Genomic DNA, 22,116 nt, shown 5'->3' with positions numbered 1-22,116 from the left:
GAATCCCTGAAAATCGCCCAAGAGACAACGCAAAACAACGCAGCCCAAAAGACTAACTGTATACATACGCACTCATATCCACAAGTCGGTGTGTATAACCCATTTCATTATCATACCACGCAAGGACTTTTGCACTTTTGCCAATAGCGATTGTCTTATCTGGCACGATTACCGCACTCGCCTTGCTACCGATAAAATCACTGGATACACGCATTTCATCATCAACGATAATAAGCCCCTTAAATGCCCCTTCAAAGCTTTCACCACTTTGTGCCTTATAGAATGCTTCATTGATAGAATCTTTACTTGCTTCACTTTTAAGATTCACACTTAAATCCACCAAACTCACATCAGGCGTTGGCACACGCACGGCAATGCCATTAAGCTTACCTGCTAAATGAGGCAATACAAGCCCAATAGCCTTTGCCGCACCTGTGCTTGTAGGTATCATAGATAGGGCGGCTGCACGAGCTCGGCGTAAATCTTTGTGCTTGACATCAAGGAGATTTTGGTCGTTTGTATAGCTATGGATAGTACTCATAAGGGCATTTTCAATACCAAAAGTAGAATCTAGCACTTTTACAATGGGGGCAAGGCAGTTTGTGGTGCAGGACGCATTTGAAATCACGCTTTCATTATTATATTGCGTATGATTGACACCATAGACAAAAGTTGGCGTATTATCCGCAGGAGCGGAGATTATCACGCGTTTTACATTGCCTTTGATATGTGCTTTTGCTTTATCAAGGGCGTTAAATTTACCCGTGCATTCAAGCACGGCTACTGCCTCGCCAAAGTCAAGATTGAGAGGGTCTCTATCACTTAGAATCTTTACATTTTTACTTTTACCAATGCGGAGTGTGTGCTCACTTAATTTCTCAACATCATAGAATCTATGCACAGAATCATAACGCAATAAATGCACCAAAGTATCTATACTTGCCGTAGTGTTTAAGCTCACAAGCTCTACATCATCGCGTTCCCCAATAATCCTAGCCGCACATAGTCCAATGCGTCCTGTGCCATTGATTGCAAGTTTGATTGCCATCTTGCTCTCCTTAAAAAATAATCTTACCACGCATCAAAACCCCATTTACAGAATCTTGCTACGAATAAAAACATCTCAAAACTCTAAGAGAGGTAAATTTCAAGGCGTATTCTAGCACAAAAATATGCTTTCCCGCACCTTTTAAGCTTGATTTATCATTGAAATGAGTGTAAAATAGCGACTTTTGACTTTCCTAGCACCCTTTCATATCTTTGCTTTTGTGTCCTTGTAGCTCAGCTGGATAGAGCACACGATTCCTAATCGTGAGGCCACGCGTTCGAATCGCGTCGAGGACACCACCACTCTATATTCTTAGCTTTCTTTTAACATTCTTTTAGCAAGCTTCTTTGCCTTGCTTAATTCATCATTCCTTACAGAATCTCCATAAATCGCATTCACATATTCTTCATAAGCAAGTTGTGAGCTAAATGCCTTTTGTGTCCTTTGCACTTTGTGATACTCACCATTACTTTGCAACTCATACATCTGCACATTATCATTTAACTGCATTTGCAAAATCTCCATAAGCCTTTTACTCATCTGTGTATTGAGACTTGGCGTGAGAATCTCCACGCGTCTTTCAAGATTTCTTGGCATAATATCTGCTGAAGCAAAATACACACCCACACTATCATTCTTAAAATAATAGATTCTGGCGTGTTCAAGGTATTTGCCTATGATAGAAAATACACGGATATTTTCACTCACGCCCTTCACACCCGGACGCAATGCACACACACCACGCACAATAAGGTCAATTTTCACTCCTGCCATTGATGCTTTATACAACGCCGCAATCACATCAATATCAATAAAAGCATTGCACTTCATAATAATCTGCCCTTCAGCCCCTTTTTTGATTTCATTATCAATCAATTCTAGAATCTTGGGCTTGATTTGCGTAGGGGCAATCATCAAACGCTCAAGCTTTGTGCGATATGATGAACCTGTTGAAAGCGAGTGAAAAAGCTTGATGGCATCTTTTGCAAAAGCCTCATTGCAAGTTAGCAATGAAATATCGGTGTAAATCTTAGCCGTGCTTGGATTATAATTCCCCGTGCTTAAATGCACATACTCCTTAAGTGTATTGCCAATCTTTTTAATCACAAGGGCGATTTTAGCGTGCACTTTCAGTCCGGGAACCCCATAAATCACGTGTGCTCCAGCAGATTCTAGTGAATGCGCCCAATGCAAGTTATTTTCCTCATCAAAACGCGCTTTAAGCTCCACAAGTGCAGTAACTTGCTTATTGTTTTCAGCTGCTTGGATAAGGGCTTTAACAATAGGTGAGTTTTTCCCAACGCGATAAAGCGTCATACGAATGGATAGCACATCAGGGTCCTTTGCGGCACTTTGGATAAAATTCACTACCGGATCAAAACTTTCATACGGGTGAAAAAGCAAAATATCTTCAGATTCTATGATGGAAAGCAAATCGGCATTGCCTTGCAATGGTGGAAGAATCTTGGGATTAAATGGTGGTGTTGTAAGATGAGCGTATGCCTTGCTCCCTACAAGCTCCCACAACCCACTAAGATTCAAAGGAATATTGTAAGTGTATATATCTTTGACATCAACATTAAGATGAGAGTTAATAAAATGAAGCAGGCTATTATCCTTATCCACGCCCACTTCAAGGCGGACAACCTCGCCTTTACGGCGTGTTTTCAGCCCCTCACTCATAATCTCAATAAAATCATCAGCCTCTTCTTCTTCTATCTCCATATCCGCATTACGCGTGATTCTAAAAGGTATATAGCTTAGAATCTCATAATCCCCAAATAGCTCACTTGCAAACTCACCTACCACATCTTCTATGGTGATGAAAATCCCCCCCTCAATCTCCACAAAACGAGGCAATAAACGCGAGATTCTTACCATTGCAAATTTGACACTACCATCTTGGAGACTTTTTAGCCGCAGAGCGATGGCAAAACTAAGATTATTTAAATGCGGAAAAGGATGTGTTGAATCCACCACTACAGGCACAATCACAGGATAAAGATAATGCAAAAAATACTCATAAAGCTTGGCTTTTTGCTCGCTATTAAGTTGAGAGACTTGCTTAATATGCATACCCTCTTGTGCGAGTCCGGTTTGAATCTCCTTAAAAACACTCTCTAATGTGCGTTTTTCTTTATCAATGTATTCTCGTATGCTTTTAAGCTGTTGCAAGGGCGTGAGCTTATCCGCACCAACCTCTGTAATCCCACTCGCATACAAACGCTTTAGTCCTGCTACGCGTATCATATAAAATTCATCTAAATTTGTGCCATAAATAGCCACAAACTTCAACCGCTCTAAAAGCGGTATATGCGTATTTTTCGCCTCATTAAGCACACGCGTATTAAACTTAAGCCAAGAAAGCTCACGATTAAAATACATCTTAGAATCATTGATTGTCATAGCTGCTTCCCCCTTGTTTGCCTATTGTTATACAGGGATTGATTGTATCTCATTTTTCATTCTAAATCATTTTTTTTATCAAAAAGGCTTGAGAATCTGCGAGATTATGGCAAAAATGTTTCACATTCTGCTTGTTTTTTCTAGTTTTTAAGCAAAATCAAACATATTTTACCTATAATGTCCGCTCGTTTTTTAACGATACCTTAACAAAAGGAGTTTTTGATGAAAAAGTATATGTTATCCTTGCTTGTTGCAGCGGGATTTGGGGCAAACGCGTTTGCTGTGAGTATTGCAGGCTTTGAGATAAGCCCAGAGCTTGGCTTGGCAGCAGGTAAGATTAAAGCCCAAACAAAAGAGGATAGCTCCATTGATATAAACAGCTATGGAGTATTTGGTAGCGTGTGGCTTGGGGCTTTTGGCCTTGTTGTGGCTCCACAGGTGAAGTATGATTTCAACAAAGGTGATGGAACAAAGTTTAGAAATCTTCAATATGGTGTGTCTGCAGGATATAACATAGGGCTTATTATTGCGCGACTTACACCTTATGTGGGTGTCAATCGCTCAAGCTTTAGCGACTATTTTAAAGATACCACTTCATACAACGCAGGATTAAAGCTAAAATTTGATCTTTTGCCTATCTCTTTAGGTTTGCTTTACACTTATCAAAATCCGGAGTTTAAGACAATTGATGCTAAACAAAAAATGCACAATATCCAAGCATTGATAGGCTTACATTTCTAGCACTACATAGAATCTTAGGGTTAGAATCTAGCCCTAAGATTCTAAAATTCGTTACTTAAACTCTCACTTGGAGCTTTTTATGGCTTTAGATTCTAAACAACTCATTGCATTTTTACAAGAGTATAATGAACTTACCATCATTGACACACCGCTTGATATTTATCTTGAAATCCCGCAACTTGCCTATATTGAAGTAAAAAAACCAGATTCTAAAGCCCTACTTTTCACGCGTCCTATTTGCAAAAAAAGTGGCAAGGAGTTTGATATTCCTGTGCTTATGAATGTCTTTGGCTCACATAAAAGACTTGAGCTTCTTATCAATAAACCCATTCCAAAAATCGCCCATAGCCTACAAAGCCTTTTGCACCTTAGCCCACCCAAATGTGTAAAGCAGATATTCCACAAGCTTAAAGAGCTGTATGCCCTGCGTTCTGTTTTTCCAAAATACATCAAAAAAAAAGGGTTATGCCAAGAGATTATTAAAACGCGTAATCTTAATCTATTTGACCTACCTATCCTTACGACTTGGGAGCTTGATGGTGGAGCGTTTATCACAATGGGGCAGGTTTATACACAAAGCCTTGATGGCACACAGAAAAATCTCGGTATGTATCGTTTGCAAGTTTATGATGAAACGCATTTGGGGCTACATTGGCAGATTCACAAAGATTCACAGCATTTCTTTCACGAGTATAAAAAAGCAAATAAAAAAATGCCTGTAAGTATTGCACTTGGCGGCGATCCATTATATATTTGGTGCGGACAAGCCCCCTTGCCTCTAGGAATCTTTGAGCTTATGCTCTATGGCTTTATCCGTGGAAAAAAGCCTGTGCTTTGCCCCTGTATCACAAATCCACTTTTTGTGCCTTATGATGTAGATATTGTTATTGAAGGTTGGGTAGATACGACACAAATGCGAGATGAAGGACCTTTTGGCGACCATACAGGATTCTATACACCTATTGAGCCTTATCCCGTGCTTGAAGTCTCTGCTATCACTATGCGGCAAAAGCCTATTTTTCCAGCAACAATTGTTGGCAAACCACCGCTTGAAGACAAGTATATGGGCTATTTGACAGAGCGTGTGTTCCTACCCCTGTTGCAAACCACTGCTCACGGCTTGCTTGATTATCATATGCCAGAAAATGGCGTCTTCCATAATCTCATTTTTGCAAAAATCAAACCTGAATATCCCTCACATAGCAAGCAGATTATGCACGCATTCTGGGGTGTAGGGCAGATGAGCTTTGTCAAACACGCCATTTTCACCGATGAAAATGTAAGTGATTTGCAAGATTATCAAGCTTTTGGCTCTTATGTGTTACATAGATTCTCGCCACAAAGCCTGCTCATTACGGAGGGGATTTGCGATGCACTTGATCATTCTAGCCCAGATTTTGCCCACGGCGGAAAGCTTGGTGTTGAGGCTATCACGCCGGTGGATAAGCCAAATTTTTATGCCTTAACTGATAAAGCATTGTGGGAACATATTGGAGCGATTTTTTCACAAGCAGTGGGGTTAAAGCAGTATTTTACCCACACGCCAAATCCCATTTGCATTATCAGTGTGGATAAAAAAAGCAATCTTTTAAACGCTACAAAAGAGACAATACAAGCATTTGAGAATCTGCACAATCATTTAAGTATTATCATTTTTGTAGATTCTCATAAAAATCAGCTAGATAACCCATATATGCTTACTTGGAGGATTGTGAATAATATTGATGCTAAACGCGACATACTCATCACACAGAATCTTGTGTTTGTAGATGCAACGGATAAAGGTAAGATTGATGGGCATTTGCGGGAGTGGCCTCTTGATACGAATTGCAATGCACAAGTTATTGAAACTTTAAGGCAAAAAGGATTGCTTAAAGGCATTGATGAGGCATTTTTGGAGCGATTTGGAATCTTACATTAAAATAACCTTAAGTTAATTTTTTCTTAAGCTACATTTACTTATAATGCCGACTCTCAATTTTGACTATACTTTCAAGGAAATACGATGGAATTGACAAAAATAGCAACACAAAATGACATTAATCGTCAATGGGTTGTGCTTGATGCTAAAGACAAAGTGTTTGGTCGTCTCATCACTGAGGTGGCGACACTTTTACGCGGTAAGCATAAGCCCTGCTTTACGCCACATATTGATTGTGGGGATTTTGTAGTGATTATCAATGCTACTGAGGCAAAATTTACAGGAATGAAGCTTGAAGATAAAGAATACTTCACGCATTCTGGCTACTTTGGAAGCACAAAAAGCAAGACTTTGCAAGAAATGTTAGAAAAACATCCAGAAAAGCTTTATCATCTCGCAGTGCGTGGAATGCTCCCAAAAAATAAACTTGGACGAGCTATGCTCAAAAAGCTTAAAGTGTATCGTGGTAGCGAACATCCACACAGCGCACAAGTTTCTAAAAGCTCAAAATAAGGGAATACTATGGCAAAAGTTTATGCAACAGGAAAAAGAAAAACAGCAATCGCAAAAGTTTGGTTGAGTGCTGGAAGTGGCAAACTCACCATCAATGGACAAAGTCTCAATGAATGGCTTGGCGGACACGAGGCGATTAAAATGAAAGTTATGCAGCCTCTCATTTTGACAAAGCAAGAAAAATCTGTGGATATTCACGCTGTTACTTTAGGTGGTGGCTACTCGGCACAGGCAGAGGCGTTGCGACACGGAATCTCAAAAGCACTTAATAGCTATGATATTGCTTTTAGAGCAATTCTTAAGCCTAAAGGCTTACTCACACGAGATTCTCGCGTTGTTGAGCGTAAAAAATATGGTAAAAGAAAGGCGCGCAGAAGCCCACAATTCTCAAAGAGGTAGGATTGTTGTGGAAATTCTCTCTCAAAGTTTTGGCGAGTATCAAACAAATTGTTATATTTGCAAACTCCCACAAGGAGAGATCATTATTGATGCGGGGATTGGTGCGACACAATGGGTGATTGAGAATTGTCCCAATCCTCTTGCTATTCTCAATACTCACGGACATTTTGACCATATTTGGAGCAACGCCGATCTTAAGACTCATTTTGCAGATACGCCGCTCGTTTGCCCAGAGCTTGATGCGTTTATGCTAGAATCTGATTGTTTTGATATAGGTCTCACACCAAGCACTCCAAGCATTCTTACAGAATGCAAAAAAGATTCACATTTTCTTCAATTTAATGGTGTAGAGGTTACTTTTTCTCATTTTCCCGGACATACACCGGGTTGCTCCATTATTGAGATTGAAAATGAAATTTTTAGCGGTGATTTTATCTTTTATCGCTCCATTGGACGCTATGACTTTCCCTACTCAAATGCCACAGATATGACAGATTCTCTTATTCGCTTTTCACAGCTTTCTTGCACTCAAAATAAAACTATCCACACAGGACACGGCATCGCAACAACTCTTGCAGATGAGCAACATAATGCTAAACTTTGGATAAAACATATAAAAAATGGGTTATAGGAGGCTGGAATGTTTTTTGCTTTTTTATCCCAAATTAGACAGGAGAGGTGCTTATGGATTTAACGACCGTTTTAGGGCTCATTGGGGCGATTGTGAGCCTCTCAATAGGGGACTTTTTGGAAGGGGGCAACCCTATCCACCTCATTCACATCAGCTCACTTATTATCATTATCCCAACGGCTGGTTGTGCGGCGATGTCTAGCACACACCCAACACACGTAAAAGGTGCCCTAAAGGAGCTAAAAATTGTCTTTGGTGCAAGTAAGGTTAATCTTAATGAGACTATACGCACCATTGTTGAGCTCTCAACCCTCGCAAGAAAAGATGGCGTTCTCTCTCTTGAAGGTAAGGCAGCACAAATTGAAGATGACTTCTTGCGACAAGCACTCTCAATGATTATTGATGGACGAGATGCACACGCTGTGCGTGAGGATATGGAAGTGCAAATAGAATCTTTGGAAGAGTATTATCACGGCTCGGCACACTATTGGGTAACCTATGCTGAAACCTGCCCAACAATGGGGCTTGTAGGGGCGGTTATGGGGCTTATGCTTGCACTCCAACTTCTTGATGACCCAAAAGCGATGGCAGCTGGTATTGCGGGGGCATTTACCGCAACGGTTACAGGGATTTTTTGTGCGTATGCACTCTTTGGTCCTTGGGGACATAAAATGATTGCAAAAAGTAAGGACATTATTCGTGAGCGTATGGTTGTTTTAGAAGGTGTTGTTGGCATTGCTAATGGCGATAACCCACGCAACCTTGAAGAGAAATTACTTGGCTTTATACCACCGGGTGAGCCTAAAATCTCACAATTTGAATAGGCAAAGATTATGGCAAAAAAGAAAAAATGTCCTGAATGCCCAGCTGGTGAGAAGTGGGCTGTTCCTTACGCGGACTTTCTCTCTTTGCTTTTGGCGCTTTTCATTGCCTTGTGGGCAATCTCTTCCTCAAGCTCTGCGGATTCTGAGGCGCTAAAAACGGAATTTGTAAAAATTTTTGATTTTACACTCACTTCGCCGCTTCCCTCAAATCAAGACGATATTAATGATAGTGAGGTGGAGAATGAAAGTGGAGCTGTGAGCCAAACCTCTTCAGTTACAACAGCTGAGATTCAACAAATGGCAGAAGAAGGTGGGATTTTAGAGCAAATGGAGATGGGCTTGTCTTTGCGACTACCCTCAAATCTCTTTTTTGAATCTGGAAGTGCAGAGATTAATAATAGTGATGTATATTTATATATTCAGCGTATGACAGCGATTATTAAAAAACTGCCCGATTATGTTAAGATTGATGTGCGGGGCTATACCGATAATGCTTCATTACCTATTGGTTCAAGATACAAGGATAATTATGAGCTTTCTTCAGCGCGTTCTCTTGCTGTAATGAAAAATCTTATTAAAAATGGAATCTCACCCGAACGCATTTCTTTTTCTGGCTATGGAGAACATCAAGCAGTTGCACCAAATGACAGCCCCATTAATCGTGCCAAGAATAATCGTGTGGAGATATTTTTCTTTGTAGATCAAAAAGATGTCCCTGCAACGCAGTCTATCCTAGAAGAGACTTTACAAAATTCACAATAATAGATTTAGAATCTTCACAACAATCAAGCTTTGTGTGATTGATTGTAAAGATTCAACAATGATTTTGCAAAGATTGCCTCGTTAGATTCTAGACTAAGCAACATAAAGCTATTGTGTTTTTAAATGAGTAGGCAGAGCTTATTTGTTTTGTCAAAACACTTGAATTTATAGACTTACATTTGGGTTTTTTAAAGAAACTTTTTTATAATCTTTGGTAGGAAGCACTTATTACTCTGCCTTTATATAAGTCGAGAGATTTATATTGCAATTTCAAGCAACTATATAGAATTTTCAAGAAGTTTAAGCAACTCACTTAAAATGCATCAATATATGTTGCCAACGCCTCAATATCAGCATCGCTCAAATGCTTTGTCTGCATATACATAATCACAGAATTACCACCCCTACTCAAAGTTCTCGCACGAAAGCCTTTTAAAGATTCTATAACCTGCTTCTTATTTAATGAAGCGATTAAAACATTGCCTACACTACCGGGTGCAACACTTTTGCCATCTTTGCCGTGGCAGGAGGCACAACGAGCATACAGCAGCTCTGGATCAGATGTATTTTGCACAGAATCTTGAGAATTATCGCTAGAAGATGTAGTGATAGAATCTTGTGTTAAAGGTATAGTTTGATTTGACTGTGTAGTTTTATCATCAGTAGAACAGGCAGTAAAAAATAAAAAAGAGAGATAAAAAGCCAAAAGAATAAACTTATACATTTTTCCTTCACCTTTCTTAGATTATACATCTCTCCTTTATGGCAAATAGAACGCATAAAGGAGAGAATATTGCACTATTGAGCTTTTTCTTCCTTTTGCTCACTAGACTGCGTTTGCTCTTCACTCGCTGCTGAAGCATCAGATTCAGGCTTAACCTCAGCATTAGCCTCTGCAGATGCCTCCGTTGCTTTTGGGTCCTTAATCTCAATACCTGGATCTTCAACAAGAGGCACAGCAGATTCTCTTTGCTCTGGTGCCGGTGCTACTGGAGCTTCTTTTTCCTTTATGTTATCACCACACGCCGCAAATATTAAACCTAAACCCAAAACTAAAGCTAACCTTTTCATATGTTACCCCTTTCTTTTCTCCATAATTTCCTTGGCAATATTATTTGGAACCTCGCCATAATGATCAAATTCCATAGTATATGTGCCTCTACCCTGTGTAGCTGAACGCAAATCAGTAGAATACCCAAACATCTCAGCCAATGGAACAAATGCATTTACAATCTTTAATCCCATACGATCATCCATTGAATTTATTTGCCCACGCCTTCTATTCAAGTCTCCTATGACATCACCCATATACTCTTCAGGGACCTCAACCTCAACCTTCATCATAGGCTCTAACAGCACTGCATTTGCTTTACGACAAGCATCTTTAAATGCCATAGAACCAGCGATTTTAAACGCCATTTCAGATGAATCCACATCGTGGTAACTCCCATCGTAGAGAGTTACTTTAAAATCTACGACAGGATATCCAGCAAACACACCATTTTGCATTGCTTCTTGAATCCCTTTATCAACAGCAGGAATATACTCTTTTGGAATCACACCCCCACTAATATTATTTACAAATTCATACCCTTCGCCAGGTTCTTTTGGCTCTAGCTTGATATGAACATGTCCATACTGACCTCGCCCACCAGATTGTTTTGCATATTTACATTCTTGCTCTACTGCGTTGCGGATAGTCTCCCTAAAGGCAACTTGTGGCTCACCTACTTCAGCCTCAACCTTAAATTCCCTTTTCAATCTATCAACAATGATTTCAAGGTGTAACTCACCCATACCACCAATAAGCGTTTGCCCTGTCTCCTCGTGTGTGTTTACTCTAAAGCTTGGATCTTCTTCTGCAAGCTTACCTAAAGCGATAGACATTTTCTCTTGGTCTGCTTTTGTTTTTGGTTCAACAGCAATTTGAATCACAGGCTCTGGGAAATCCATACGCTCCAAAATTACCGGCACTTTTTCATCACAAAGCGTATCACCCGTAACCGTATCTTTTAAACCAACAAAAGCACAAATCTCACCTGCATAAATCTCTTTTATGTCTTCTCGCTTGTTGGAGTGCATTTTCAAAAGTCGCCCAACACGCTCTTTCTTACCCTTTGTAGAGTTAAGGACATAACTTCCAGATTCTAATTTTCCACGATATGCACGAACAAATGTAAGTTGTCCAACAAATGGGTCTGTCATAATCTTAAATGCCAAACCAGCAAATGCACCATTATCACTTGATTCTACACTAAGTTCAGACTCATCTTTTGGATCAATACCCTTAATCTCAGCAACTTCAGTAGGAGCGGGAAGATAATCAACAACAGCATCAAGAAGTGTTTGAACGCCTTTATTCTTAAAGCTTGAGCCACAAAGCATTGGAATAAGACTCATATTGAGACAGCCTATCTTAACACCCTTTTTGATCTCTTCAATACTTAACTCTTCTCCACCAAGATATTTTTCCATCAAAGCTTCATCTTGTTCGGCTGCGGCTTCTAACAATTTCTCACGATACTCATTAGCCTTTTCTAATAAATCAGCTGGAATCTCTTCCACATCATATTTAGCCCCCATAGATTCATCATTCCAAACGATAGCTTTCATTTGAATTAAATCTACAATACCCTTAAAATTCTCTTCTGCACCAATAGGTATATTAATAGGCACGGGATTAGCTTTAAGTCGTTGCCTGATTTGAGATTCTACATTGAAAAAGTTTGCACCGATTCTATCCATCTTATTTACAAACACCATACGAGGAACGCCGTATTTATTGGCTTGTCTCCACACGGTTTCACTTTGAGGCTGCACCCCACCAACAGAACAAAATACCGCCACAGCACCATCAAGCACACGCATAGAGCGTTCCACCTCAATGGTAAAATCCACATGTCCGGGAGTGTCAATAAGGTTGATTTGGTAATCTTTCCAAAAACAAGTGGTTGTCGCTGAAGTAATAGTAATACCACGCTCTTTCTCCTGCTCCATCCAATCCATAGTCGCAGCACCATCATGCACTTCACCTATTTTATGGCTAACACCTGTATAAAACAAAATACGCTCTGAAGTTGTTGTTTTACCAGCATCGATGTGTGCAGCAATACCAATATTTCTAATTCGTGCTAAAGGGGTTTTCCTTGCCATTATATGTCCTTTGTCTTTCTATTACCAACGATAATGTGCAAATGCTTTGTTTGCTTCAGCCATTTTATGCACATCTTCTTTCTTCTTAAACGCTGCACCACGATCATTTGCCGCATCTACAAGCTCACTTGCCAAACGCTCAACCATTGTGCGTTCATTTCTCTTGCGTGTCGCTTCAAGCAACCAACGAATAGAAAGAGATTGCTGACGAGTAGGACGCACTTCAACAGGGACTTGGTAAGTTGCTCCGCCCACGCGTCTGCTTCTTACTTCCACAAGTGGCTTTACACGCTCTAATGCTTTTTCAAAAACTTCAATACCCTTTTCACCACTCTTCTCTTCAATCCTATCAAACGCTGCGTAAATGATCTTCTCGCTCACGCTTTTTTTGCCATCAAGCATCATCTTGTTGATAAACTTCGTTACCACCTTATTGTTATAAATTGGATCACCTAGAATCTCTCTTACAGGGGCTTTTCTTCTTCTCATATTCTATCCTTAACTATTTTTTATCGCCACCGGCTTTAGCTTTTTTAGCACCATACTTACTGCGTGAAACACTTCTCTTTGCCACACCTGCTGTATCCAAAGCACCACGAATAATGTGATACTTCACACCCGGCAAGTCCTTAACACGCCCACCTCTCACAAGCACGATTGAGTGCTCTTGCAAGTTGTGTCCCTCACCGGGAATATAGCTAATAACCTCAACCTTAGAAGTAAGCTTGACTTTTGCAACCTTTCTCAACGCTGAGTTTGGTTTCTTTGGTGTTGTTGTATAAACACGCGTACATACACCTCTTCTTTGCGGACACTCTAACAACGCTGGAGACTTCGTCTTGCGAATGACTTTCTTTCTCTCTTTTCTAATTAATTGATTTATGGTTGGCACTGACATTTCCTTTATGTAAAATTTGAAAATAAAAAATGCGGGGATTCTACCCAACTAAAACTTTTATTTCTCTTAGAGAATAGGATTTTACCCTATTCTTCTGCTCTATCATCTTGTGCATCATACTTGTAGTTAAACTTCTTGTTTTTATACAAGCCCGTTCCCACAGGTATCATACGCCCAAGAACAACATTTTCTTTGAGATCATCAAGCGTATCTTTTTTAGCTGCAATACTCGCCTCTGTAAGCACTTTTGTGGTTTCTTGGAAAGATGCTGCTGAAATAATAGAATCACTTCCAATAGCCGCACGAGTGATACCTAGCAAGATTGGTTCAGCAACCGCTGGCTCACCACCTATACGCAAGATTCTCTCATTTTCCTCTTTAAAGTGTCGCTTGCTGACCAAATCACCTTCAATGAACTTCGTATTACCGCTATCAACAATCTTTACTTGTCGCAGCATTTGAGAGACAATGATCTCAATATGCTTATCAGCAATACTTACACCTTGTCGGCGATACACTTGCTGCACTTCACTCACAATATACTTATGAAGCTCTTTCTCTCCACTGATACGCAAAATATCGTGGCTTGAAACTACGCCATCAGTCATTGCTTCCCCTGCGTGGATAAACTCATTCTCATGCACAAGAATCTTCTTATTCTTATCCACGGCATATTCAGCAACACGACCATCAGTAGAGGTAATGATAATTCTCTCCTTACCGCGTATAGGCTTACCAAAACTTACCGTTCCATCAAGCTCGGAAAGAATAGCCGTATCTTTTGGTTTTCTTGCTTCAAAAAGCTCTGTAACGCGTGGAAGACCGCCTGTAATATCTTTTGATTTTGCCAATGCTTTAGGCACTTTGGCGATAACATCAGCTACTTCTACCTTATCACCATCATTTACCGCGATAGATGTGCGAGATTCTAAGCGATAGCTTATCTCTTTACCATCTTTTGTGGTAACAACAAGCATAGGTTTGTATCCAGCTGGGACATATTCATTAATCACAAAGTTCTTTTGATGTGTGTTCTCATCTTCTTGCTCACTCACCGTAATACCTGCGATAATATCTCTAAAGGATACAACCCCAGCTTGATCGGCAATTACAGGCTCACTATATGCATCCCACTCAGCCACGACAATATGCTCATCTGAAGTTGGTTCAGAGATAAGCGTATCAATATCCACCTCACTATTATCATCAACAAGAATCTTGGAGGTTCTCGCGATATAGTGGCGGATAGCCTCTCTATCATTTTGGTCAGCAATCACAGCAAACATACCTTTTTCGGATACAACCATACCCTTTTTGACATCGTGGTTACGCTCAAGTGTATCAGCACGAAGTGCATAGAACTTAACAATCCCCTTCTCTTTTGCGAAAATCTTTTGAGAGATAGGTGCATTATCCTCAACTTTCAGCTCACTACCATAGGGGATACGCGCAGGGACATTCCAACTATCCATAATGGTATCAACAATACTACCCCCCGCTTTAACCTTATACCCACTCTCGTGTGGCACAAGCAATTTACCTTCAATCTTACCTGTAACCCCAGCAAGCTCATTTTGCTTAGCCACATCATCTTTTCTCAAGCGATATGTTTCTGTTCGTTTCTTATCGCCGATAATTGTAATATGCACTTCATCGTGGATATTTTCAACCTGAAGCTCTCCATCAAATTCCGCCTTAATGCGTGGCTCAACAACAAGAATTGCTGCATTTCTACGATTTGCCACAATCTTTTGTCCCTTACTATTAGTATAAGTACGGATATTGTGGTAGCGTATAAAGCCCTCTTTCTTAGCAACAATCTGTCTCTCCTCTGTGCTTCTACTTGCTGTCCCACCAACGTGGAATGTTCTTAGTGTAAGCTGTGTTCCGGGCTCACCAATACTTTGTGCAGCCAATACACCAACAGCCTCACCCGGTTTGACCATCTTAGATTCTCCAAGATTTAGACCATAGCATTTTGCACAAACACCTTTTGGAGCCTTACAAGTTACAGGAGTGCGAATCATCACGGACTTGACATTTGCCTCTTTAATGCGTTTTGCCATCGCTGCATCAATCAGCACACCCTCGCTAAGCAGAATCTCATTAGCAATAGGATCAATAATATCACGCGCCAACACACGCCCAACTACACGATCTTCAAGCGGCTCAATCATATCGCTTCCAACAGTTATGTCTGTAATCTCCACACCCTCGTGTGTGCCACAATCCTCAATAGTAACCTTCATATTTTGACTTACATCAATAAGCTTTCTTGTAAGATACCCAGCATTTGCCGTTTTTAACGCCGTATCTGCTAGACCCTTTCTCGCACCGTGCGTTGAATTAAAGTATTCCAATACATTCAAGCCCTCTTTGAAGTTTGAAGTAATAGGTGTCTCAATAATCGTGCCATCAGGTTTAGCCATAAGACCTCTCATCGCAGAAAGCTGACGAATCTGTGCTTCACTTCCTCTCGCTCCTGAATCTGCCATCATATAGATAGAGTTAAAGCCTTCTTTATCTGTTTTGACTTTCTCCATCATCAGTTTGCCCATTTTTTCGCTTGTCTCCGTCCAAATATCAATACTCTTATTGTATCGCTCTTGTGCAGTAAGAAGCCCTTGCTCAAATTCACCTTGAATCCTCTTAATCTCTTTTTTGGCTTCCTCTATCATACTCATTTTGTTTTGAGGGATAATAATATCAGCCGCAGAGATAGAGATACCCGCTTTTGTTGCGTATTTGAATCCTAGATTCTTAAGATTATCAAGGAAAGTAGCTGTAATTCCCAATCCACCTTCTTTATACACATAATCAATCAATGTGCCAATATCTTTTTTCTTCATCGTTTGATTCCACAAGCTTAACGGCACAAAATCAGGCAATATAGAACTTAGAATCATACGCCCAGCTGTTGTATCAATCACGCGTCTTTCATAAACGGTCTTAATGCGTGCATTGATATCAAGCTCACCCATCTCAATTGCCACAACAATCTCATCAATACCTGAGAAAATCTTGTGTTCACCCTTCACGCCCTTTTTCTCTAAAGATAGATAATACAAGCCTAAAACCATATCTTGGCTAGGCACAGCTACTGCCTTACCACTTGCAGGCAGAAGGATATTCATAGAGCTCAACATTAACACCTTACATTCTGTGATAGCCTCTTGTGAAAGCGGCACATGCACAGCCATTTGGTCGCCATCAAAGTCCGCATTGAAAGCCGAACATACAAGTGGGTGAAGCTGAATTGCTTTACCATCTATCAATTTTGGATGGAACGCCTGAATAGACTGCTTATGCAATGTCGGGGCACGATTAAGCAACACTGGGTAACCTTCAACAATCTCTTGGAGACATTCCCACACTTCATTTGTTTTTTGATTAACCATCTTCACAGCTTGTTTAAGCGTTGTAGCATATCCTTTTTCTTCAAGCTTGGCAAACAAATGTGGCTTAAATAGCTCTAATGCCATATTTTTAGGCAATCCACACTGGTCAATCTTAAGATTTGGTCCTACAACAATAACACTTCTTCCGGAGAAATCCACCCTTTTACCAAGCAGATTCTGTCTAAAGCGTCCTTGCTTCCCTTTGATAATTTCTGAAAGCGATTTAAGCGGACGCTTATTTGCACCCTTAACCGCATTAGCATTTCTACCATTATCAAATAGTGCATCAACAGCCTCTTGGAGCATTCTCTTTTCATTGCGAACAATAATCTCTGGTGAATCTAGCTCAATAAGTCGCTTTAAGCGTTGATTGCGATTAATCACACGGCGATACAAATCATTTACATCACTTACGGCAAATTTTCCACCATCAAGTGCAACTAAAGGACGCAAATCCGGTGGTAACACTGGTAAGATAGTCAGCATCATCCACTCTGGGCGGTTGCCTGAATTAATAAAGCTTTCAACAACTTTCAAGCGTTTAACAATGGTCTTTTTCTTTGCTTCGGAATTTGTTGATTTAATCTCTTCACGCAAACTGCCTAAAAGCTGGGTTAAATCTAGCTCTTCTAAAAGCTCCTTAATCGCCTCGCCACCCATTTGAGCTACAAAGCCTGTATGTTCAAAGCGTTGATTAATACTTTGGAACTGCTCTTCATTCAACACATCATATTTTAAAATCGGCTTTGAACCTTCATTGTCGTAAAATGCTTCACCCGGAGACTTAACAATATATGCCTCATAGTATAAAACGCGTTCCAAATCTTTCATTTTCACGCCAAGCAATGTCCCTATACGACTTGGCAAAGAGCTAACATACCAAATATGTGCCACAGGTGCTACAAGCTCAATATGCCCCATACGAGAGCGACGCACCTTAGCTTTTGTTACTTCAACGCCGCACTTTTCGCACACAATGCCTTTATAACGCATTTTCTTATATTTACCACACAAACATTCATAATCACGCACTGGTCCAAAAATCTTTGTGCAGAACAAACCATCGCGTTCAGGTTTCAAAGTGCGATAATTAATTGTTTCTGGCTTTTTAACCTCACCACGACTCCAAGAGAGAATCTTCTCTGGACTTGCCAACACAAGCTGGAAAGAACTGAAATCTTTTGGACGATCATCTTCTTTAATCGTGATAGGTATAGGCATACCATTTTCATCAATCTCTTCGCCATAAATATTTACATCAAGTGCTAAAGACTGAAGCTCTTTTGTTAAAACATAAAAAGTTTCTGGAATCTCAGATTCACCAACATGTTCGCCTTTTGTAATTGCCTTATACGCACCTCTTCGCCCTTCTGTGTCATCGGATTTAATAGTGAGCATTTCTTTAAGCGTATGTGCTGCACCATAGGCTTCAAGTGCCCATACTTCCATCTCCCCAAAGCGTTGCCCACCAAATAAAGCCTTGCCGCCAACAGGCTGCTGCGTTACAAGTGAATAAGGTCCCGTGCTTCGTGCGTGTACCTTTTCATCAACAAGATGATGGAGTTTTAACATATACATATAACCAACATTAACACGCTCACGCATTTTTTCGCCTGTTTTCCCATCATATAGTTCTGTCTTGCCATCAGTGTCAATCTTTGCTAGAGCAAAAAGTTTGTCAAACTGCTCTTGCTTAATCCCCTCAAATACAGGAATGGCAAACTTCACACCATTACTCCAATCTTTTGCATACGCTAATAAATGCTCATCATCAAGCTTTTTAAGAGAATCTAGCATTGCTTTATCTTCGGGATTCACAACATTATGAATCTCAATCATTTTTGAACGCAATGTATCTATCCATTGCTTTGATTGTGAGTGAAAAATTTCCTCAATTTGACGCCCAAGATTCTTACCTACAAGCCCCAAATGCACTTCAAGAATCTGCCCAATATTCATACGACTAGGCACACCTAAAGGATTCAGCACAATATCCACTGGCTCACCATCAGCAGTATAGGGCATATCTACCACAGGAACAATATTTGAAACAATACCTTTATTTCCGTGTCGTCCCGCCATTTTATCGCCCACTTTGAGTTTGCGTTTTGTAGCGATATAAATCTTTACAAGCTTAACAACACCACTTGGCAAAATATCATCTTTTTCTAAGATGGAAAGCTTTTCCTCGTGCTCTTCACCTAAGGTTTTCTTTTGCTCTAAGAAGTTTGTCTTAATCTGTTCATATCGGCTTTGCACCTCTTTTGAATAGCTCTTAATCAAAGTGCTAAGAGCAAAAGGATTAAGTGCGCTTAGCTCTTCTTTTGGAATCTGAACACCTTTTTTAAATACCTTATCGGCAATTTTTGCCTCACCAATAAGCTTTTCTTTAGAAAGCATTAGTGAGATTCGCAAAGTCTCCTCTTGTTGAATCATTGTCAATCTATCGTGATGCTCTATGTCAAGTACCTTTTTTTCTTCCTCATACGCACTTATGGCACGAGCATCTTTTTCATAGCCTTTTTTTGTAAAGATTTTTACATCAACAACAGTTCCCTCAAGTGAAGGTGGGCAATATAACGATTTATTTACCACGTGTCCTGCTTTTTCACCAAAAATTGCACGCAACAATCTCTCTTCAGGCGTTGGTTTTACCTCCCCTTTGGGAGAAACTTTCCCAACAAGAATCATACCGCCACTCACATAAGTCCCTATTCTTACAATCCCACTTTCATCAAGATGTGCTGTTTCAGTTTCTTTTGTCCCGGGAATATCGGCTGTAATCTCCTCTAACCCGTGTTTTAGCTCACGAGCCTCAATTTCTTTCTCATAAATATGGATAGAAGTAAAAGCGTCTTCTTTAATGAGTTTTTCACTCACCACAATCGCATCTTCAAAGTTGTATCCATTCCACGGCATAAAAGCCACACGAATATTCTTACCCAAAGCCAACTCACCACTATCCATACTTGGACCATCAGCGATAATTTGCCCCTCTTCTACACTATCACCTTGTCGCACGATAGGCTGCTGTGAAAAGCAAGTATTTTGATTTGTTCGTAGATTCTTGCCAAGATAATAATGATCAATGTATGCACCATTTTCATCTTCACCAAGAATGTAAATATTTTTAGAATCCACCTTTTCTACAATACCGCCTCTTTTTGCCTTTGTCGCTTCCCAAGAATCACGAGCAATAACTTGCTCAATCCCTGTGCCAACAATAGGTGCATCAGGTTTCAATAGTGGCACAGCTTGACGCTGCATATTAGACCCCATAAGAGCGCGGTTTGCATCATCGTGTTCCAAAAATGGAATAAGCGAAGCCGCAACACCAACAAGCATTCTAGGGCTTAAGTCAATAAGCTGCACACGAGATTTTTCGCCTAGTAGAATCTCCCCATCTTTTCTTGTCTCAATCAAATCTTCAATAATGCGTCCATCTTTATCCACAGCCGTGCTTGCAGGAGCGATAACAAGCCCCTCTTCTTGTGCTGCAGTAAGATATATAATCTCATCGGTTACAACGCCGTTTTCAACCTTTTTATATGGTGCTTCAATAAAGCCCAAATCATTCACGCGTGTGTAAGTTGAAAGCGTATTGATAAGACCGATATTTTGCCCTTCTGGTGTCTCAATAGGGCAGATTCTACCATAATGCGTAGGATGCACATCTCTTGCTTCAAAACCTACCCTATCTTTCACAAGCCCGCCCTCACCAAGTGCGGAAAGTCGGCGTTTATGGGTAACTTCTGATAATGGGTTAGTTTGATCCATAAATTGTGAAAGTTGCCCACCTGTGAAAAATTCCATAATCGTGCTTGTAATCATCTTACCATTGACTAAATCGTGTGGCATAATCGTATCAAATGCACCGCTTAATGAAGTGAGCTTATCACGAATAGCCTTTTGCATTTTCACAAGTCCCGAGTGAAGCTCATTTGCCAAAAGCTCACCAATTGAACGGATTCTACGATTACCAAGATGGTCTCTATCATCAATTTTACCTAGTCCATTTTTGACTTTAAGCAAATATTGAATCGTTTTAAGAATATCTTCGTGTGTCAGCACGGTAACATAATCAGGCACATTAATTTGAAGCTTATGATTCATTTTCATACGACCTACGCGTGTCAAATCATAACGCTCTGAATCAAAGAAAAGTTGTCGCACAAAATTTTTAGCCACCTCTTTTGTTACAGGCTCACCCGGACGCATAACCTTATAGATTCTAATTGCAGCCAAATCATTTTCATCATCAATCTTTTCACTTTGGCGGAGCATTTTAAGAGATTCTGCATCCGCCATAAACGAGTTGATAATAGAATTATCCACGCCCACAGCACTATCATTAGCAATAACAAATTCAGTGATTTTAGATTCGTGTATTTTTTTAAGCTTAAGCTCATCAAGCTGTGTGAGAGTATCAAACAATACTTCACCCTGTGCATTAGATACAGGCTCTGCGAGGAATTTGTTACTTAAACTCTCAAGCGGATATTCTATGAGATCAATGTTTGCCTCTTTGAGTTCTTTAATTTTTTTGGCTGAAAGTCGTTTGCCAGATGCAACCAAAAGATTGCCTTTAGCATCTTTAATATCAAACTCCGCACGAGTACCAATACCATCAACATCAAAAGGAATAAGATATTTACCCTTTTGATACTTCACCTTTTGCAATGGATAAAAAATCTTAAGAATATCTTGTTTGCTATAGCCCATAGCACGCAAAATAATCGTTACAGGCACTTTTCTACGCTTATTGATACGCGCATACAGCACATCTTTAGCATCATACTCAAAATACAGCCAAGAACCTCTATCTGGGATAATTTGTCCTGTATAAATAAGCTTATTTGATGAAGTATTAGATTCTTCTTCTTTAAAGATAACGCCCGGGCTACGATGAAGCTGATTAACCACCACGCGTTCAACACCATTGATAATAAAGCTTGTTCTATCTGTCATTAGCGGAATATCACGCACAAAAATATTTTGTTCTTTTACATCTTTAACACCAAGTCTTTCGCCAGTTTTCTCATCTTTTTCCCACAGCACAAGACGAATCTTAATCTGCAATGAAATTGCATAGGTTACACCACGCACCATTGCCTCACTAGTAGTATATTTAGGCTTACCAAACTTGCAACCAGCATATTCAAGTGTAATACGATTTTGGCTATCTTGGATAGGAAAAACAGACTTAAATACGCGTTCAATACCAGATTCTTTATCACTATCAACGCAAAGAAAATCATCATAGCTGTTTCTTTGCAAAAGCAAGAGATTGGGAACTTCAATGCTTTGAGGATTTTTCGTAAAGTCTGCTCGGAGTCTGTTTTTTAATTTTGTGAAGTTTGCCATATGTTGAATCCTTCTCAGTCTATAGATTAAAAAGAGCTAAATACTCTAAAAAAGCCTA

At 40.0% G+C, this 22,116-nt stretch carries 15 protein-coding genes and 1 tRNA gene; 8 read left to right on the top strand and 8 right to left on the bottom strand.

Features of this window, described 5'->3' with window-relative positions; all coding sequences use genetic code 11:
- Positions 1–52 precede the first annotated feature (52 nt).
- Positions 53–1,048, bottom strand: a complete 996-nt coding sequence (gene gap, locus EBF12_RS03210) for a type I glyceraldehyde-3-phosphate dehydrogenase (protein WP_121726374.1) — start codon at positions 1,046–1,048, stop codon at positions 53–55.
- Between the two features lie 222 nt (positions 1,049–1,270).
- Between gap and EBF12_RS03205 the strand changes: the two genes are divergently transcribed.
- Positions 1,271–1,347 (top strand) — tRNA-Arg (locus EBF12_RS03205).
- A 13-nt stretch (positions 1,348–1,360) separates the two neighbouring features.
- Here EBF12_RS03205 and EBF12_RS03200 read toward each other — a convergent pair.
- Positions 1,361–3,454 (bottom strand): RNA degradosome polyphosphate kinase, encoded by a 2,094-nt coding sequence (locus EBF12_RS03200; protein ID WP_121726373.1) that lies wholly within the window; start codon positions 3,452–3,454, stop codon positions 1,361–1,363.
- Between the two features lie 222 nt (positions 3,455–3,676).
- Between EBF12_RS03200 and EBF12_RS03195 the strand changes: the two genes are divergently transcribed.
- The 7 genes from EBF12_RS03195 (at position 3,677) to motB (ending at position 9,245) form a co-directional block, all read left to right on the top strand.
- Positions 3,677–4,195 carry a mitochondrial porin family protein gene (locus EBF12_RS03195; RefSeq protein ID WP_121726372.1) on the top strand — a complete coding sequence of 173 codons (519 nt, stop codon included), beginning with the start codon at positions 3,677–3,679 and terminating at the stop codon, positions 4,193–4,195.
- Positions 4,196–4,274: 79 nt separating this feature from the next.
- Positions 4,275–6,116 carry a menaquinone biosynthesis decarboxylase gene (locus EBF12_RS03190; protein WP_121726371.1) on the top strand — a complete coding sequence of 614 codons (1,842 nt, stop codon included), beginning with the start codon at positions 4,275–4,277 and terminating at the stop codon, positions 6,114–6,116.
- 84 nt (positions 6,117–6,200) lie between these two features.
- Positions 6,201–6,629, top strand: a complete 429-nt coding sequence (rplM, locus tag EBF12_RS03185; protein WP_002955400.1) for a 50S ribosomal protein L13 — start codon at positions 6,201–6,203, stop codon at positions 6,627–6,629.
- Positions 6,630–6,638: 9 nt separating this feature from the next.
- On the top strand, positions 6,639–7,028 hold the full coding sequence (rpsI, locus tag EBF12_RS03180) for a 30S ribosomal protein S9 (RefSeq protein WP_121726370.1): 390 nt from the start codon (positions 6,639–6,641) through the stop codon (positions 7,026–7,028).
- Between the two features lie 7 nt (positions 7,029–7,035).
- The gene (locus EBF12_RS03175; protein ID WP_121726369.1) at positions 7,036–7,659 is read left to right on the top strand and encodes an MBL fold metallo-hydrolase; all 624 of its coding nucleotides are present in this window, start codon (positions 7,036–7,038) and stop codon (positions 7,657–7,659) included.
- Between the two features lie 53 nt (positions 7,660–7,712).
- The gene (gene motA / locus EBF12_RS03170; protein WP_121726368.1) at positions 7,713–8,483 is read left to right on the top strand and encodes a flagellar motor stator protein MotA; all 771 of its coding nucleotides are present in this window, start codon (positions 7,713–7,715) and stop codon (positions 8,481–8,483) included.
- 9 nt (positions 8,484–8,492) lie between these two features.
- Positions 8,493–9,245: a flagellar motor protein MotB gene (gene motB / locus EBF12_RS03165; RefSeq protein ID WP_121726367.1), complete on the top strand. Its 753-nt coding sequence runs from the start codon at positions 8,493–8,495 to the stop codon at positions 9,243–9,245.
- Between the two features lie 313 nt (positions 9,246–9,558).
- On the opposite strand, the gene EBF12_RS03160 is transcribed toward motB, so the two are convergent.
- The 6 genes from EBF12_RS03160 to EBF12_RS03135 all read right to left on the bottom strand — a co-directional run bounded on the left by EBF12_RS03160 (position 9,559) and on the right by EBF12_RS03135 (position 22,058).
- Positions 9,559–9,969, bottom strand: coding sequence for a c-type cytochrome (locus tag EBF12_RS03160; protein WP_121726366.1), 411 nt, complete (start codon positions 9,967–9,969; stop codon positions 9,559–9,561).
- 74 nt (positions 9,970–10,043) lie between these two features.
- Entirely contained in the window at positions 10,044–10,316 is a 273-nt protein-coding gene (locus tag EBF12_RS03155) for a hypothetical protein (protein ID WP_121726365.1), read from the bottom strand.
- A gap of 3 nt (positions 10,317–10,319) precedes the next feature.
- A complete protein-coding gene (gene fusA, locus EBF12_RS03150; protein ID WP_121726364.1) occupies positions 10,320–12,398 on the bottom strand; it encodes an elongation factor G in 2,079 nt (692 codons plus the stop codon).
- Between the two features lie 21 nt (positions 12,399–12,419).
- On the bottom strand, positions 12,420–12,887 hold the full coding sequence (rpsG, locus tag EBF12_RS03145; protein ID WP_121726363.1) for a 30S ribosomal protein S7: 468 nt from the start codon (positions 12,885–12,887) through the stop codon (positions 12,420–12,422).
- Between the two features lie 13 nt (positions 12,888–12,900).
- The gene (gene rpsL, locus EBF12_RS03140; protein ID WP_002955409.1) at positions 12,901–13,290 is read right to left on the bottom strand and encodes a 30S ribosomal protein S12; all 390 of its coding nucleotides are present in this window, start codon (positions 13,288–13,290) and stop codon (positions 12,901–12,903) included.
- 92 nt (positions 13,291–13,382) lie between these two features.
- Positions 13,383–22,058, bottom strand: coding sequence for a DNA-directed RNA polymerase subunit beta/beta' (locus EBF12_RS03135; RefSeq protein ID WP_121726362.1), 8,676 nt, complete (start codon positions 22,056–22,058; stop codon positions 13,383–13,385).
- Between the last annotated feature and the right edge of the window lie 58 nt (positions 22,059–22,116).

This window comes from Helicobacter labetoulli (assembly GCF_003670275.1).
Lineage (GTDB): Bacteria > Campylobacterota > Campylobacteria > Campylobacterales > Helicobacteraceae > Helicobacter_C > Helicobacter_C labetoulli.
This window is presented reverse-complemented; position numbering and strand designations above follow the sequence as displayed.

What these genes read in the sequence shown, in the direction of transcription:
- gap (WP_121726374.1), bottom strand. Translation starts at nt 1,048, where the DNA reads ATGGCAATCAAACTTGCAATCAATGGCACAGGACGCATTGGACTATGT.
- EBF12_RS03200 (WP_121726373.1), bottom strand. Translation starts at nt 3,454, where the DNA reads ATGACAATCAATGATTCTAAGATGTATTTTAATCGTGAGCTTTCTTGG.
- EBF12_RS03195 (WP_121726372.1), top strand. Translation starts at nt 3,677, where the DNA reads ATGAAAAAGTATATGTTATCCTTGCTTGTTGCAGCGGGATTTGGGGCA.
- EBF12_RS03190 (WP_121726371.1), top strand. Translation starts at nt 4,275, where the DNA reads ATGGCTTTAGATTCTAAACAACTCATTGCATTTTTACAAGAGTATAAT.
- rplM (WP_002955400.1), top strand. Translation starts at nt 6,201, where the DNA reads ATGGAATTGACAAAAATAGCAACACAAAATGACATTAATCGTCAATGG.
- rpsI (WP_121726370.1), top strand. Translation starts at nt 6,639, where the DNA reads ATGGCAAAAGTTTATGCAACAGGAAAAAGAAAAACAGCAATCGCAAAA.
- motA (WP_121726368.1), top strand. Translation starts at nt 7,713, where the DNA reads ATGGATTTAACGACCGTTTTAGGGCTCATTGGGGCGATTGTGAGCCTC.
- motB (WP_121726367.1), top strand. Translation starts at nt 8,493, where the DNA reads ATGGCAAAAAAGAAAAAATGTCCTGAATGCCCAGCTGGTGAGAAGTGG.
- EBF12_RS03160 (WP_121726366.1), bottom strand. Translation starts at nt 9,969, where the DNA reads ATGTATAAGTTTATTCTTTTGGCTTTTTATCTCTCTTTTTTATTTTTT.
- EBF12_RS03155 (WP_121726365.1), bottom strand. Translation starts at nt 10,316, where the DNA reads ATGAAAAGGTTAGCTTTAGTTTTGGGTTTAGGTTTAATATTTGCGGCG.
- fusA (WP_121726364.1), bottom strand. Translation starts at nt 12,398, where the DNA reads ATGGCAAGGAAAACCCCTTTAGCACGAATTAGAAATATTGGTATTGCT.
- rpsG (WP_121726363.1), bottom strand. Translation starts at nt 12,887, where the DNA reads ATGAGAAGAAGAAAAGCCCCTGTAAGAGAGATTCTAGGTGATCCAATT.
- EBF12_RS03135 (WP_121726362.1), bottom strand. Translation starts at nt 22,058, where the DNA reads ATGGCAAACTTCACAAAATTAAAAAACAGACTCCGAGCAGACTTTACG.